Raw genomic sequence first — 14,230 nt, forward strand, 5'->3', positions numbered from 1 at the left:
GGCGGGTCAACGCACGGTGGCGGCGTCGATGAACTCGTTGCTGGAAGGCGGGCGGTCGTCGGGCAGGGCGGCCCGGCGCGAGGGCGAGATGAGGTGGGTGTATTCCTCGATCAGCCGGTTCAGTGCCTCCGGTGGCTCACAGGCGTGGAACTGCATGCGGATCTGCACCTCGTCGGGGTCGCGGGCCTCGCCCTGTCGTTTGGTCTGTTGCCCGACCTTGACGAAAAAACGCTGATGGCGGGCTTCCGGGCACTGGTCCGCGGCCGGCCGGGTGTTCTGGATCTTCACTGACAGGTCGACCTGCATCCGCTCCAGCGCCAGCCCGCGCGGCGCGACCAGGGCGATCAAGGGGATCTTCAGGCTGTGCTGGTCGTCCACCGCCACTTCCACCATCTTCGCTTTCATCGGTGTGCCCAGGGCTTCGGGGTCGTAGTCGAAAAACTGGTCGAACAACCTGATGTATTGCTGGGCGATCAGGCTGGTGGTGGCGGACGCGGCTTCTTGCAGGCCGCGCGTGATGTCGCACAGGTCACTCGATGCGATCGGTTCCTTGGGGGGCGTTTGATCCACGGGCAGCATTCCTCAGCGGGATGAAAGGATGCCCCGCCGGTGAGGGCGGGGCGGTCGGGGCGAGGTGTTCAGGCCGTCTGCTGGTCCGGCGCCGGCAGTTTGTTGTCGTCGGGCAGCGCCTCGGGGCTGCGGGCTTCGGTGTTGGGCAGGGTGATGGGTTTGGTGGCGGCGTCGGTGAGGAAGTCGATGACCCGCATCAGCGCCTCCGGCGGGTCCTGGCGCCGGACTTTGGTGCTGACGGCGTAGCGGGCGCGGGTGTCGGTCTTGCGGGTCTGCGTGGACTTGTGGCTGACCTGGCCGCGTACGTCCACCTTGAACGGCCCCCAACCCAGTGAGGCGCCAAACTCGGCAGAGCCGGCGGTTTCACTGGTGTTTTCCGCTTGCTGGCTGACGGTCAGTTCGAAGTCGATGGTGCCTTCTTCCACCACGATGTTCGGGTGGGCGACGGCGGCCAGCAGCGGGATCTGCATCTTGCGCGACACGGTGCCTTTGTAGACGCCTTGCTCATCAGTGAGGGCTTCGTCGTAGTCGAACTGGATGGCGACGGCCTTGCCGTCCTTGATGCAGACCCCCATGAGGAAGTCCGCGTAGGATTTGCTGGCGGTGACCTGGGCCTGGATCATGGCTTGCAGCGGGCCGGAGATCATGCGGTCGAGGGGGAGTGCGTTGATTACAGAGCCGATGAGGCCGCTGTCGAGAGTTGCCATTCAAGAGTTCCTTTTCTCGAAGTGCGCGGGATTGCGCGGGTTGCCGGCAACCTGCCGGCAGGTTGTGGATCAGCGCTGGTGTGCGTCCTGTCGGCGGATGTTGCCGATCTGACGCAGGCTCAGGCCGTACTTGTTCGCCAGCACGCTGCGGGACAGGCCGTTGGAGCTTTCCTCCTGTATCTGCTGGTTGCGCAGCTGGCGGTTGAAGTGATCGCACTTGGGGATTTCCAGCGCCATGCCGCCGTAGCGCTTGATCAGCGCTTCAAGGGCGTCGACCGGGAGAATTTCCGCCAGCGAGGTGCGTTCGAGGTGCTTGGGAATGTACTTGGGGCGCCCGCCGTAAATGCTGGTGAGGCGGTAGGCATGTTCGATGCCGATACAGTCAATGAGCATTTGCAGTGATTGCGGAAGTTGCCCGATGTCGATTCGCTTCAGTTCACAGGATTGCATGATGACTTCCTTGTTGTTGGCGTGGTGAGCAAAGGGCCACCGTGTCGGGCCATGCAGGGCTTGAATATCCGTGCCAAGCGAAGAGCGATCGAGCACTGGACTGGGCAGGTGGCGTGAGGTCGATTCTCGATCAGCCGAACGGGGGTCGCTAGGTATCAAGCAGGTCAGCGACGGTAGCCAACGAGTCAAAGAACTGTAAGTTTCATGATCGCCGGTGGTAGGCAGAACCTCTGCTTCGCGATTCCAGCCGTTGTGGTTCGGCGTCACCGCCGCGCAACACGCCACATGTGTTGGCAAAGCTCACTCAGGGACAAGGTTGGCTGACAAGCAGGCTGACCTGACCCATATGCGGCGCCATGGAGGCCTCATGGAGCTGCGGCAGGGTGCGCCAGTCGACCCACAGGCAGATGGCGCTGAGCGGGGTGCCGCTGAGCATGCCCACCACTTGCGGCTGGAAGTCGCGGCGATAGCGCACCTGGGTGGATTTTGCGGCGTCGGCGCTGTCGGCCTGGCGCAGGGTGGTCTTCACCAGCTCGGCGACCTGCGGTTGGGGGAGGGTGAAGTGGGCCATCTCGCCCGGGCTCAGGTGGCCGGCGGCGCGGGTGCGTTGCCAGAGTTGCTGCCACTGGCTGCTGCCGGCGCCATGGGCCAGGGTGGCACCGAGGGACAGCAAGGCGGATTCGGGGAGTTTTTCAGTGTTCAGCGCGTGGGCACCGAGGCTGGTGGCCAGCGTGAGGCTGCCAAGCAGAAGGCGGATGGACATGGGAGGGTCGGCTCGCTGGAGAGGGCGCAGTGCCCGGAGCCACGCATGCTTTCAGGTACGGGGGGTGTAAAAAACCGGGAAAACATCCTCGGGGCGAAAGCGGCGTTGTATCATGGCGCCCGGCCAGTTCCGGGCCGTCACCACAGTTTGTCGCAAGGATTTACCAATGACTCAACGGCAACGCCTCAAATACTCGATCCTGATGACCCTGATCCTGCTGGGCGCCATGCTGGGGATGTCCTGGCTGCAGAAACAAGGCGTGATCACCGAGCAGTTGTTCCAGTACCTGGCCATGGGCCTGGCGGTGATCTTCGTGGTCATCAACGGCATCATGCGCCGCAAGGTCAAACCCTGACGGAAGTCGAGCAGGGCGGCCGGCTTGCGCCGGCCGGTCGCTCAGCGGTTTTGTTCCAGGACGGCGCGGGCCTGGGGGTTGAGGCTGTAGCACTTGTCGCTGCCCATGTTGATCACGCCTTCCACGCACAGGCGCTTGAGCACCTCGCGCACACTGAGGAAGGACAGCGGAATATCCAGCTTCTCCAGTTGGCTGTGGATGCCGCGCACGCCGATGCTGCGACCGTCACGGTCAGCCATGTGCAAGGCGTCGATGACCTTGAGCCGGATCAGGCTGGTGCGCAGGCCGAAGACCCGCAGCAGTTCGCGGATCTGCTCGTTGCCAGCGCGTTCCTCGGTTTCCGGGGCTTCGCTCTTGACCTGTAGCGGGGCGTTGACCTTGCGTCTGTAACGCAGCGGTTGAACCGGTTGTTGTTGGTTGTACATTCGAAAAAACTCCCTTTCCAGAGCCTGTCTGTCCTGCGTTCAAAAATGACGCTCTCACCCTATAAGACGAATGAGCGCGGCAAATCTGCAACTTTTCGGAAAAAAAATTCCGCGTTCCTACCTGTAACGAAGCAAAGCCCCCTTTACCGTAAATTTTTCATGTGAGCTTCGTTCATTCAGGATGCCCCTTGATCCTGATCCGGCTGGAGTTCGCGTGATCACCTTTGCATCCCTCCCCAAACTTTGCCTGGCCACACTGCTCGTCGGCCTCGGTCTTTCGGCCCAGGCCCGGGATGTCCCGGACGACATCCACGCGGAAATCCGTCGCACCACCTTCGGTGTGCCGCACATTCTCGCCAGCGACGACCGCAGCCTGGGCTACGGCATCGGCTACGCCTACGGGCAGGACAACCTCTGCCTGCTGGCCAATGAAGTGCTGACGGTCAATGGCCAGCGCTCGCGCTACTTCGGGCCGCAACAGCGCACCCTCGAACAGCGGGAAAACCTCACCAGCGACCTGTTTTTCACCTGGCTCAACACGCCGACCTCCGTGTCGGCGTTCTGGCAGGCGCAGCCGGCGCCGATCCAGGCATTGCTGGAGGGTTACGCCAAGGGCTTCAACCGCGCGCTCGCCGAGCGCACCGCCCAGGGCCTGCCGGAGGAATGCCGGCAGGCGCAATGGTTGCGGCCGATCACGGCCTTCGATCTGGTCAAGCTGACCCGGCGCTTGCTGGTGGAAGGTGGGGTCGGCCAGTTCGCGGAAGCGGTGGTGGGGGCGAAGCCGCCGACGGTTGCGGCGCAGCGTGGCACCCACGAATTCCACCTGGCCATGGAACGTCAGCAGCGCTTTGCCCTTGAGCGCGGCAGCAACGCCGTGGCCGTTGGCCGTGAGCGTTCGGCCACGGGGCGCGGCATGCTGCTGGCCAACCCGCATTTCCCTTGGGGCGGCGGCATGCGTTTCTACCAGATGCACCTGACCGTGCCCGGCCAGCTCGATGTGATGGGCGCCGCGCTGCCGGGGCTGCCGGTCATCAATATCGGTTTCAACCAGCACCTGGCCTGGACCCACACCGTCGATGCCTCGCGCCACTTCACCCTGCACCGCCTGCAACTGGACCCGAAGGACCCGACTCGTTACCTGCTGGATGGGCAATCGTTGCCGCTGGACCGGCAGCAACTGAGCGTCACCGTCAAAGGCGCGGATGGCCAGTTGAGCACGGTGACCCGCGAATTGTTCAGCAGCCGTTTCGGCCCCGTGGTCCAGTGGCCCGGCCGCCTGGACTGGACCTCGCAGGTTGCCTTCAGCCTGCGGGATGCCAACCTCGATAACACCCGCGTGCTGCAGCAATGGCACGCGATCAACCAGGCGGACAGCCTGGCCGCGTTGCAGGACTCGGTGCAGCGTTTGCAGGGTATTCCGTGGGTCAACACGCTGGCCACCGATGCGGCCGGGCAGACCCTGTACATGAATTTCTCGGTTGTGCCCTACGTCGATACCGAATTGCTGGGCCGCTGCAGCGATCCGGCGGCCGGGCTGGAAATGATCGTCCTCGATGGTTCGCGCAGCGCGTGCAACTGGAAGGTCGATGCTCGCGCGGCGCAGCCGGGGATTTTCCCGGCGCAGATGCAACCGCACCTGAGCCGCGCGGACTTCGTCCAGCACTCCAACGACACCGCCTGGCTGGCCAACCCGGCTGAGCCGCTGACCGGCTTCTCGCCGCTGATCAGCCGCGACAGCCTGCCGCTCGGGCCGCGCAGCCGTTTCGCCCTGACCCGTCTGGAGCAGCCCGGCAAGCTCGACGCGCAAGACCTCAAGCAGATGGTCATGGACGACCAGGTCTATCTGGCCGACGTGCTGTTGCCTGATTTGCTGAAGTGGTGTGCCGGCGAGCGCGATGACGCTTCGTTGAAAGCCGTCTGCGACAGCCTGGCGGGTTGGGACCGGCGCGCCAATCTGGAGAGCGGGCTGGGCCTGGTGCATTTCCAGTCGATCATGCAGGCATTGCAGAAACAGGGCGGGTTCTGGCGCGTGCCGTTCAACCCGGCCGATCCTTGGTACACCCCGCGTGGCCTGGCTTACGAGCGTGCCGATGTCGCGGCGAAACTGCGAGACGCACTCCGCGCCTCGGCGCAGCAAGTGGCCCAGGCCGGGCTCGCTGACGAACGTCAATGGGGGCAGATTCAGCAGGCCGCCGACGGCACACCGATCCATGGCGGCCCGGCCAACCTCGGCGTGTACAACGCGATCCAGAGTGTCGAAGTGGCGCCGGGCAAACGCCTGGTGGTCAGCGGCACCAGCTACCTGCAACTGGTGACTTTCGACGACAAGGGCCCGAAAGCCCAGGGCTTGCTGGTGTTCTCCCAGTCCAGCGAGGCCGCTTCGCCCCATGGCAGTGACCAGACCCGCGCGTTTTCGGCCAAGCAGTGGTACCCGACGCCGTTCACCGAAGCGCAGATCAAGGCTGATCCGCAGTACCGCTCCCTGGTGATCCGCGCTACGGACAGCGCCGACATGGCGGCCCAGCGCTAACCGCAAAGCGCGGTCAGTTGCTGACGTCGCGCATCAGCAGGGCGTAGGCCAGTTCTGCCTGCTCCGGCACGGGCAGGTAGACCGTGTGGCCGTCACCGGGCGCGACCTCGATCGGCTTGCCCTGGCGGTCACGCAGGTCGGCCAGGTCGAAGTGGAAGTTGCCACCCGGGGTCATCAGTTCCAGGTGGTCGCCGAGGGCGAAGCGGTTCTTCACCTGGACTTCCGCCAGACCGTTGACCCGCTCGCCGGTCAGTTCGCCAACGAACTGCTGACGGTCCGACACCGAGTTGCCGCGCTGGTAATTCTGGTACTCGTCATGCACGTGGCGGCGCAGGAAACCTTCGGTGTAGCCGCGCTGGGCCAGTGATTCCAGATCCAGCATCAGCGAGCGGTCGAATTCGCGGCCGGCCACCGCGTCGTCGATGGCCTGGCGATACACCTGGGTGGTGCGGGCGCAGTAGAAGTGCGACTTGGTCCGGCCCTCGATCTTCAGCGAATGCACGCCCATGCGAGTCAGCCGCTCGACGTGCTGCACCGCGCGCAAGTCCTTGGCGTTCATGATGTAGGTGCCGTGTTCGTCTTCGAACGCCGGCATGTCCTCGCCCGGACGGTTGCTCTCCTGCAAAACGAACACCTGCTCGGTGGGCGCGCCGATACCCAGGGTCGGGTCGACTTCGCGGACGATGTCCCCGGTTTCGTTCTCGGTGGCCTCCGTCGCGGTGTATTTCCAGCGGCAGGCGTTGGTGCAACTGCCCTGGTTGGCGTCGCGGCGGTTCATGTAGCCCGACAGCAGGCAACGGCCGGAGTAGGCCATGCACAGCGCGCCGTGGACGAACACTTCCAGCTCCATTTCCGGCACGTGCTGACGGATTTCCCCGATCTCTTCCAGAGACAACTCCCGCGACAGGATCACCCGGGTCAGACCCATGCTTTTCCAGAACCTCACGCTGGCCCAGTTCACCGTGTTGGCTTGCACCGAGAGGTGAATCGGCATCTGCGGGAAGTGCTCGCGGACCAGCATGATCAGCCCGGGATCGGACATGATCAGCGCGTCCGGGGCCATGGCGATCACCGGCTCCAGGTCCTTGAGGAAGGTCTTCAGCTTGGCGTTGTGCGGGGCGATGTTGACCACCACGTAGAACTGCTTGCCCTGGGCCTGGGCTTCCTTGATGCCGAGGGCGAGGTTCGCATGGTCGAACTCGTTGTTGCGCACCCGCAGGCTGTAGCGCGGCTGGCCGGCATAGACCGCATCGGCACCATAGGCAAAGGCGTAGCGCATGTTCTTCAGGGTGCCGGCGGGGGCGAGCAGTTCGGGTTTGGTCAGGTTGGTCATGATCAGGTCGGGGCAAAAGGCGCGGATGCTACCCCAACGCCTCTTCGGATTTATTGATCTGGAGCAACGGCACTTTCTCCTTGGCGCCGCGCACTAATGCTCAGAGTGCTAAAGGAGTGGACATGAACGAAACGGCCGTACAACGAAAAACCCTTATCGGGTTACTGGTGCTGGTGACCCTGGCCTTTATCTGGATTCTCCTGCCGTATTACGGCGCGGTGTTCTGGGCGGTGATCCTCGGCATTCTCTTCGCGCCGATGCAGCGCCGGCTGCTGCTGCGCTTCAATCAGCGGCGCAATGTGGCGGCGGCGCTGACCTTGTTGACCTGCCTGCTGATCGCGGTGTTGCCGATGATCATCGTCAGTGGCCTGCTGGTGCAGGAAGGCTCGTCGCTGTACAAGCGCATCGAAAGCGGTGAGCTGGATATCGCCGCGAATGTCGAGCGGTTCAAGGACATGCTGCCGCATGTCGCCCAGCGCACGCTGGAACGCATGGGCATGGGCGACCTGGAAGGGCTGCGGGACAAGACCGCCAAGGGCGCGCTGCAGGGCAGTCAGTTCTTCGCCAGCCAGGCTTACAGTTTTGGTCAGAGCACTTTCGAACTGATGGTGAGCCTCGGAGTGATGCTCTACCTGCTGTTTTTCTTCCTGCGTGATGGCGCCGAGCTGGTACGCAAGATTCGCCAGGCCATCCCGTTGGCCGAGCAGCAGAAGCGCCGTCTGCAACTGAAGTTCAACCGGGTGGTGCGGGCGACGGTCAAGGGCAACCTGCTGGTGGCCATAGCCCAAGGAGCGCTGGGTGGCCTGATTTTCTGGGTGCTGGATGTGCCGAGTCCGTTGCTCTGGGCGGTGCTGATGGCGTTTCTGTCGCTGTTGCCGGCAGTGGGGGCGGGGATCGTCTGGGCGCCGGTGGCGGTGTATTTCCTGCTCAGCGGCGCGGTCTGGCAAGGGGTGGTGCTGACGGTGTTTGGCGTCGGGGTGATCGGGTTGGTGGACAATCTGTTGCGCCCGTTGCTGGTGGGCAAGGACACGCGGATGCCCGACTATCTGGTGCTGGTATCGACGCTCGGCGGCCTGGCGGTGTTTGGTCTCAACGGGTTTGTGATCGGGCCGTTGATTGCGGCGCTGTTTGTGTCCAGTTGGGGTATTTACAGCGAGACCCGGCCTCAGGTGCAGTTGCCGCCTTGAGGCCGTGAGCCGGATTTTTCAGCGGAAACTGTAGGAGATACCCGCGTAGACGCCGAATCCTTCGCCCGGCACCGAGCGCGCCACATCGGCGCCTCTGTCGTTGTAGCCCGGAACAACGATTGCCGCGTAACGCTTGTTGGTCAGGTTGCGCAGGTCCAGCCAGGTCTGCCAGTCCTGTTTCGGCGCGTTGTAGCCGAGGGTGGCGCCGAGCAGGGCGTAGGCGTCGGCGTTGTAGCTGTTGGCGTAGTCAACCTGGACCTTCGATGCCATCTGGGTATTCAGCCCGGCATAGAATCCGCTCGGCAGGTCGAAGCGCAGCTCGGCCTGGTAGTAATGCATCGGGATGCCGGGCAGACGGTTGTCGCCGAAGACCTTGTCGTCGCGGTAGTGGAAGTCGCTGAAGGTGTAGGCTTGGCGCAGCGAGAGTTTGCCGACCGCGGCGCGTTCCCAGAGCGGGCTGTCGAGGGAGGCCTCGACGCCTTGGTGGGTGGTCGGGCTGGCGTTGAATTCGCCGACGATTGCCGCGGTTGCCTGGGTTGCCGCCTGGGTTTCCACGGCCAGCAATTCGTGACGCACCTTGGCGTAGTACCACGCCAGGTCCCAGCGCCCGAGATCCGAGTCGCCACGGGCACCCAGTTCCAGCGTGGTAGCGGTCTGGTTCTGCATTTCGATCGGCTGGGTCTGGGTCGGGGCGCTCCAGATCAGCGACCACGGGTGCGGCGGTTCCACTGAGCGGCTCAGGTTGCCGTACAGTTGCAGCGCCGGGCTCAGGTCGTAGCGCAGGCCGAGACGCGGCGCGTAGTCCCAGTCATGTTGGCTGACCTTGCCGCCGGAAACCGGGAAGGTGACGTCGCTCTCGCGACGGGTGTAGATCGCGGCCAGGCCGCTGGTCAGCCACAGATCGGGGATCAGCTCCAGTTCGTTGCCCACATGCAGGACGGTGTCCGAACCCTGGTAGGTGAAATCGCGGGTTTTCGCACCGAATACGCCGTTCAGCCGCGTGTATTGCGAGGCGCCGCTGTTGGGCAGGTGCTTGGTGGTGCGCCAGCCAATAGTGGTTTTGCTCTCGTGCCCAAACAGGGTGTGGCGCCGCTGATAGTTCAGGGTGCCGCTGACATCGGTGTAGGCGACCTTCAGACGCATCGGGCCTTCACGCAGATCCATCGGATAGTCGTGATAGACAAGGCCTGCTTCCAGTTGCGAATCGTCATCGAGATAGAAGGTGGTCTTGTTGCCCAGCCAGGTACTGCCCGGCTGCGGACGGCTGTCGTCGCGGGTCAGGTACGCCGGGTTGGCGGCGCGGGGGTGGTGCTTGATCTGGTCCTGGGTCACGCGTCCGGCCAGCTCGTTATCGGTTTCCCGGTAGCGCAGGTAAAAGCGCGTTTCCAAATTGGGGTTGAAGCGATAACCGACGTTCGCGGCGATGCCTTTGCTGCTGCCGCTGCTGTGGTCCTGATAGCCGTCGTACTCCGAGTCGGTGAGGGCGACGTAATAGTCGAGGTCGCCCAGCACCTGGCCGGAACTGATCTGGCGCTTCATGTAGCCGCGGCTGCCAGCTTCGTAACGCAGTTGCAGTGGCGCGGCATCATGGCCGGTGCGGGTCACGTAGTTGATCGCGCCACCCAGGGCGAGGGCGCCATGGTCGAAACCGTTGGCCCCGCGCAACACTTCGGCGCGGCTCAGCCAGAGCGGTTCGAACAACTCGTAGGGCGTGCCGCCCGGGCCGGTCAGTGGCAGGCCGTCGAACATCACGTAAGTGCCGGAGCCGTGGGCGCCCGGTGCGCGGTTGATCCCTGAGCCGCGGATCGACAGCTTGATGCCGTCGTTGCCGGCGGACTGGGCGAACACCCCGGGCTGGTAGGCCAGCACATCCTGGTTGCTGGCGACCCGACCTTGTTCGACCCGGCTCATGTCCACCAGATTGGTCCCGCCCGGCACTTCCCGCAGGCGCTCCTGCGCGGCGTGCAACTCGTCCTGTTGTTTTTCCTGGATCACCACCTGGCCCAGTTCGACGGTATCAGCGGCCTGGACGGCGGTGCCGCCAGCGAGGCTCAGGCCAAGCAGGTACAGGGAGGAATGCAGGGACAAGGGGGAAGGCATCTTACAGCTCCAACGGATTTGGTCTGGCAGGCAATGTGAGATCAGACGAACGAAAGCCCTGTGAAATCACCACAATCTTCCGCTCTCGAGGCAGGACTTTCCCTCGCTGATATGTAGTCGCGTTGGCTACAGGTTGTGCGACTGGTCCGACACGGCGTCACCTTCGTATCGTTCGGGCATCGTCAATCGGCCCGCGAGATCAGGGCCACGTGCACGGAGAGAGACATGCCATCCGACCCTGTAACCCCGGCCCTGGCGGCCGCCGATCCACCGTCGTTGACCAAGCGAGAAGGGGAAGTGCTGTTCTGGTGTTCCTACGGAAAAACCTCGTGGGAAATTTCCAAAATTCTTGAATGCAAGGAATCGACCGTGAACTTTCATGTCGGCAACGTGCTGCGCAAGCTGTCCGTGCATTCGAGGGTGGCGGCAGTGATCAAGGCGCTGCGCTACGGCATCCTCAATCATCAGTCGGACCTTTCGTGAGCCAGGGAGTGGAAATGCAATCCAATGATTCCTGTCTCGCGGCCCACGCGGACAATCATCGTTATCTGGTGGCCAGCGATCCGTTCTGGCCAACCATCGATCTGCGCTTGATCCGCGAGCAGTTGCAACTGCCCGCAGACATCGGCCACGCCCGCCTCGAAGTGGCGGCGCGGGTGGCTGCGTCGAGCGTGGTGAAGGAGTTTCTGTCGTGGCGCCAGGCCCTGCGCGGACGCGGCTACAAGACGCTGCTCGACCTGCCGGGTGATGGCAAGCGGCCCACCCTGGCGCAGCTTTACTGGCGGGCGGTGGCGGAAGCGACCCGGTTCGAGCTGGGCAAGCAGGTTACGGTCGTCGAATGCCCGCGCCGCCGCCTCAAGGCAGCAAAAGGGGCGCGCGATGAGTGATCCGACCTCGGCCAATCTTTCCAGTCTTTTCGTTGGGCTCGGGCTGGCCTCGGCCCTGCCGACGGTGGACGGTGACGTGGTGTTTGGCGCGCTGCTTGGCGCCTGGCTGGTCGCCAGTACCCGGGGTCTGCTGAAGGCCTGGCAGCGCATGGGCTCGCTGTTTCTGTCGGCGGGGGTTGGCTACCTCTTCACCCCGCTGATGCGCTCGATCGCGCCGTTTCTCTCTGGCGGTGAGGCCGCGTTCATCGGTGCGGTGGTGGTGATTCCGATTGTCATCAAAGTGATGATCTGGATCGACGGCGCGGACCTCCGCGAGATTATCCAGCGCTTGCGGGGTGGGAGTTGAGCGCGGCGGCTAGCTGTTGCGTTGCGGTAGCAGGCCGGCGATCTCCTCGACCTGCCGTTCCAGCTCGCGCAGGCGCTGCTTCTCCTGAATGGCCAGGGTGATGGCGTGCAGGTCGCTCGGTTCGAGCAGGCGCAACTGGGCGATCAGCTGGGTCTCCCACTCCGGGTCGATCGAGGTGTTTATCGCGTATTGGGCAGCGGTACGAAATTTCGGACCTTCGCCGACCAACAGCCAATCGAGGCAAACGCCATGTTTTTCGGCAAGGTCTACGCATATCGCGTAAGGGATGCTGTCGCGGCCTTTCCAGCTGCTGACGGTTTGCGGGCTTACGCCAAGTGCGGATGACAGGCCTGAATCGGTGGTTGACTGGGTCACGAGCTTCATTCTGGCAAGAACCGCAGCAAATCCATTAATACTCATAACGAGTAATCCTGTGGGGTGCTGATATAATGTTCGGCAAAAAAATATGCAAATCGCATTCTCTCTCTTTGCAACATCGAGCACTACTCGTTTGGGGAAATTAAATGTCGGAAGTTTCCATCATGAGAATAGGAAATTTCTCTGCTTGGGCGTTTTGAGCTTACAGGAGATTGGAATAGGAATGAATTACCGTCAGAACAGCGGAGTGTGCTGCCTCACATCGAGGGGGCTGCTGTGAGTACTTACAAGCTCGTATGCCCGCATTGCAAAAGCCGCATGCGTATCCGCACCAGCGAGGGCCGGCACATTTTCCTGCGGGTAGCCTACTTGCAGTGCACCACGGAAGCCTGCGGCTGGTCGGTACGGGCCGAATTCGAAATGACGCACGAGCTGTCCCCCAGCGGCATGCCCAACCCGGAGGTGCATCTGCCGCGTGCCGACAGTGAGTTGCGACGCGCGGCTTTCCCTGCACCCATGCCGGAAGGGACGGGCCAGGAGGGCATGAGCCTGTGATGCAGGTCGATTGACGGGGAAGGGATCTTCGTCGAAGGGGCACGCGGTCCCTGTCAGCCGGTGTCTGGCTGAAGCAGGATCTGGCGTGACGTTGCCAGGGAAGGAGGCAATCGTAATGTCGTGGAAAAAAAAACACCCCGCCGAAGCGGGGTGTTTGTCTTTCCGGGGCTATCAGCCGACCAGTTGCAGGCCGGCGTGTTGCACCAGGTCCAGCAGCGGCTGCGGATAGACGCCGAGGACGAAGGCCAGGATCGCGATGGCCAGCAGCATGACGCCGCCGGTGCGCTGTTCCCAGTTCAGCGGTGCATCGTGACGACGCAGGTTCGGCTCGATCAGGAACAGGGTGACCATGACGCGCAGGTAATAGAACACGCCGATGGCGCTACCGATTACCAGGGCACCGACCAGCCACCACAGTTGCGACTCGACGCCGGTAGCGATGATGTAGAACTTGCCGATGAAGCCTGCGGTCAGCGGGATACCGGCCAGCGACAGCATCATCACGGTCAGCACTGCGGTCAGGTACGGACGGCGCCAGAACAGGCCGCGGTACTCGTACAGGGCGTCCGCGTCACGGCCGTTGTACGGCGAGGACATCAGGGTGATCACGCCGAAGGCGCCGAGGCTGGTGATCACGTAGGTGACCAGGTAGACGCCGATGGCTTCCACCGCCAGGCCCTTGCTGGCCACCAGGGCGATCAGCAGGTAACCGAAGTGGGCGATCGACGAGTAACCGAGCAGACGCTTGAGGTTGCTCTGGGTCAGGGCCAGCAGGTTACCGACCAGAATCGAGGCGACCGCGATCACCGACAGTACGGTGGTCAGCACGCCGCTGCTGGCAGCAGGGGAGAGCATGAACAGACGCACCACGACAGCGAACACGGCAACCTTCGACGCGGTGGCCAGGAAGGCCGCGACTGGTGCCGGAGCCCCTTCGTAGACGTCCGGGGTCCACAGGTGGAACGGCACCAGCGACAGCTTGAATGCCAGACCGACCAGCATCATGCCCAGGCCCAGTTGCGCGAGCAGGCTCGGCATGTTGGTGGCGGCCAGCGCCTTGCCGATGCCGTCAAAGCTCAGGCTGCCGGCATCGCTGTACAGCAGCGCCATACCGAACAACAGGAACGCGGAGCCTGCGGCCGAGAGCACCATGTACTTGATGCCGGCTTCCAGCGAGCGCTTGTTGAAGAAGGCATAGGCGACCAGGCCGTAGACCGGCACCGACAGCAGTTCTAGGCCGATGAACAGGCCCGCCAGGTGTTGCGCGCTGACCAGAACCAGACCGCCGAGCGCTGCCATGAGGATCAGCAGGTAAAGCTCTTCGCGGTTGCCCGGGTAGCCTTTGCCGCCATCACCCAGATAAGCGTGGGCGAGGGTGACGCAGGCCAGGGTGGCGATGAGGATCAGCGCCATGTACAGGCAGGCGAACTTGTCGATGGTCAGCAGCGGGGTGACCGCCAGAGGAACGATCTTCAGGACCGGCAGGATCGACAGCAGGGCCAGGTTAAGGCCCACGGTCGACAGCAGGAAGGTTTGCGAGTGATTGCGGCGCCAGGCGATTGCCAGCATCACCACGACAACGGTGATGGTGGTAATCAGCAGCGGCGCAAGCGCGATAAAGTGTTGAATCGTCAGGTCCATAGC

General features: G+C 63.3%; 16 protein-coding genes. 7 read left to right on the forward strand and 9 right to left on the reverse strand.

Features of this window, described 5'->3' with window-relative positions:
* Positions 1 to 6: 6 nt before the first annotated feature.
* The 4 genes from NTD88_RS08210 to NTD88_RS08225 all read right to left on the reverse strand — a co-directional run bounded on the left by NTD88_RS08210 (position 7) and on the right by NTD88_RS08225 (position 2,490).
* Positions 7 to 543, reverse strand: coding sequence for a DUF2589 domain-containing protein (locus tag NTD88_RS08210; RefSeq protein ID WP_256587811.1), 537 nt, complete (start codon positions 541 to 543; stop codon positions 7 to 9).
* A gap of 95 nt (positions 544 to 638) precedes the next feature.
* Positions 639 to 1,277, reverse strand: coding sequence for a DUF2589 domain-containing protein (locus tag NTD88_RS08215; protein WP_262154152.1), 639 nt, complete (start codon positions 1,275 to 1,277; stop codon positions 639 to 641).
* Between the two features lie 69 nt (positions 1,278 to 1,346).
* Entirely contained in the window at positions 1,347 to 1,727 is a 381-nt protein-coding gene (locus tag NTD88_RS08220) for a Mor transcription activator family protein (RefSeq protein WP_095157238.1), read from the reverse strand.
* Positions 1,728 to 2,031: 304 nt separating this feature from the next.
* A complete protein-coding gene (locus NTD88_RS08225; RefSeq protein WP_262154153.1) occupies positions 2,032 to 2,490 on the reverse strand; it encodes a hypothetical protein in 459 nt (152 codons plus the stop codon).
* Positions 2,491 to 2,656: 166 nt separating this feature from the next.
* On the opposite strand from NTD88_RS08225, the gene NTD88_RS08230 reads away from it, so the two are divergent.
* Entirely contained in the window at positions 2,657 to 2,845 is a 189-nt protein-coding gene (locus tag NTD88_RS08230; protein WP_095157240.1) for a hypothetical protein, read from the forward strand.
* Positions 2,846 to 2,886: 41 nt separating this feature from the next.
* On the opposite strand, the gene NTD88_RS08235 is transcribed toward NTD88_RS08230, so the two are convergent.
* Complete coding sequence (locus NTD88_RS08235) at positions 2,887 to 3,270, reverse strand: fe2+ zn2+ uptake regulation protein (protein WP_095157241.1); 384 nt, start codon at positions 3,268 to 3,270, stop codon at positions 2,887 to 2,889.
* Positions 3,271 to 3,484: 214 nt separating this feature from the next.
* Here NTD88_RS08235 and NTD88_RS08240 point away from each other — a divergent pair, with 214 nt between their 5' ends.
* Positions 3,485 to 5,800: an acylase gene (locus tag NTD88_RS08240; RefSeq protein ID WP_371864302.1), complete on the forward strand. Its 2,316-nt coding sequence runs from the start codon at positions 3,485 to 3,487 to the stop codon at positions 5,798 to 5,800.
* Positions 5,801 to 5,813: 13 nt separating this feature from the next.
* Here NTD88_RS08240 and yegQ read toward each other — a convergent pair whose 3' ends face one another.
* Positions 5,814 to 7,133, reverse strand: a complete 1,320-nt coding sequence (gene yegQ / locus NTD88_RS08245) for a tRNA 5-hydroxyuridine modification protein YegQ (RefSeq protein ID WP_262154154.1) — start codon at positions 7,131 to 7,133, stop codon at positions 5,814 to 5,816.
* Between the two features lie 122 nt (positions 7,134 to 7,255).
* On the opposite strand from yegQ, the gene NTD88_RS08250 reads away from it, so the two are divergent.
* The gene (locus NTD88_RS08250) at positions 7,256 to 8,320 is read left to right on the forward strand and encodes an AI-2E family transporter (protein WP_095157244.1); all 1,065 of its coding nucleotides are present in this window, start codon (positions 7,256 to 7,258) and stop codon (positions 8,318 to 8,320) included.
* An 18-nt stretch (positions 8,321 to 8,338) separates the two neighbouring features.
* Here the strand turns inward: NTD88_RS08250 and NTD88_RS08255 are convergent, their stop codons facing one another.
* Positions 8,339 to 10,420 (reverse strand): TonB-dependent receptor family protein, encoded by a 2,082-nt coding sequence (locus NTD88_RS08255; protein WP_262154155.1) that lies wholly within the window; start codon positions 10,418 to 10,420, stop codon positions 8,339 to 8,341.
* Between the two features lie 225 nt (positions 10,421 to 10,645).
* Here NTD88_RS08255 and NTD88_RS08260 point away from each other — a divergent pair, with 225 nt between their 5' ends.
* From NTD88_RS08260 to NTD88_RS08270, 3 genes are read left to right on the forward strand one after another with little or no spacing between them, the layout of a single operon-like run.
* A complete protein-coding gene (locus NTD88_RS08260; protein ID WP_095157246.1) occupies positions 10,646 to 10,903 on the forward strand; it encodes a helix-turn-helix domain-containing protein in 258 nt (85 codons plus the stop codon).
* Positions 10,904 to 10,917: 14 nt separating this feature from the next.
* Complete coding sequence (locus NTD88_RS08265) at positions 10,918 to 11,307, forward strand: head completion/stabilization protein (protein ID WP_262154156.1); 390 nt, start codon at positions 10,918 to 10,920, stop codon at positions 11,305 to 11,307.
* Complete coding sequence (locus NTD88_RS08270) at positions 11,300 to 11,653, forward strand: putative holin (RefSeq protein WP_095157248.1); 354 nt, start codon at positions 11,300 to 11,302, stop codon at positions 11,651 to 11,653. The genes NTD88_RS08265 and NTD88_RS08270 overlap by 8 nt, the downstream gene beginning before the upstream one ends.
* A 9-nt stretch (positions 11,654 to 11,662) precedes the next feature.
* On the opposite strand, the gene NTD88_RS08275 is transcribed toward NTD88_RS08270, so the two are convergent.
* Positions 11,663 to 12,073, reverse strand: coding sequence for a helix-turn-helix domain-containing protein (locus tag NTD88_RS08275; protein ID WP_095157249.1), 411 nt, complete (start codon positions 12,071 to 12,073; stop codon positions 11,663 to 11,665).
* Between the two features lie 234 nt (positions 12,074 to 12,307).
* Between NTD88_RS08275 and NTD88_RS08280 the strand changes: the two genes are divergently transcribed.
* Positions 12,308 to 12,586, forward strand: coding sequence for an ogr/Delta-like zinc finger family protein (locus tag NTD88_RS08280; protein WP_095157250.1), 279 nt, complete (start codon positions 12,308 to 12,310; stop codon positions 12,584 to 12,586).
* 171 nt (positions 12,587 to 12,757) lie between these two features.
* On the opposite strand, the gene nuoN is transcribed toward NTD88_RS08280, so the two are convergent.
* Positions 12,758 to 14,227 carry an NADH-quinone oxidoreductase subunit NuoN gene (gene nuoN / locus NTD88_RS08285; RefSeq protein ID WP_095157251.1) on the reverse strand — a complete coding sequence of 490 codons (1,470 nt, stop codon included), beginning with the start codon at positions 14,225 to 14,227 and terminating at the stop codon, positions 12,758 to 12,760.
* Positions 14,228 to 14,230: the final 3 nt, after the last annotated feature.

The sequence above is a fragment of the Pseudomonas sp. 20P_3.2_Bac5 genome (genome assembly GCF_025466035.1).
Lineage (GTDB): Bacteria > Pseudomonadota > Gammaproteobacteria > Pseudomonadales > Pseudomonadaceae > Aquipseudomonas.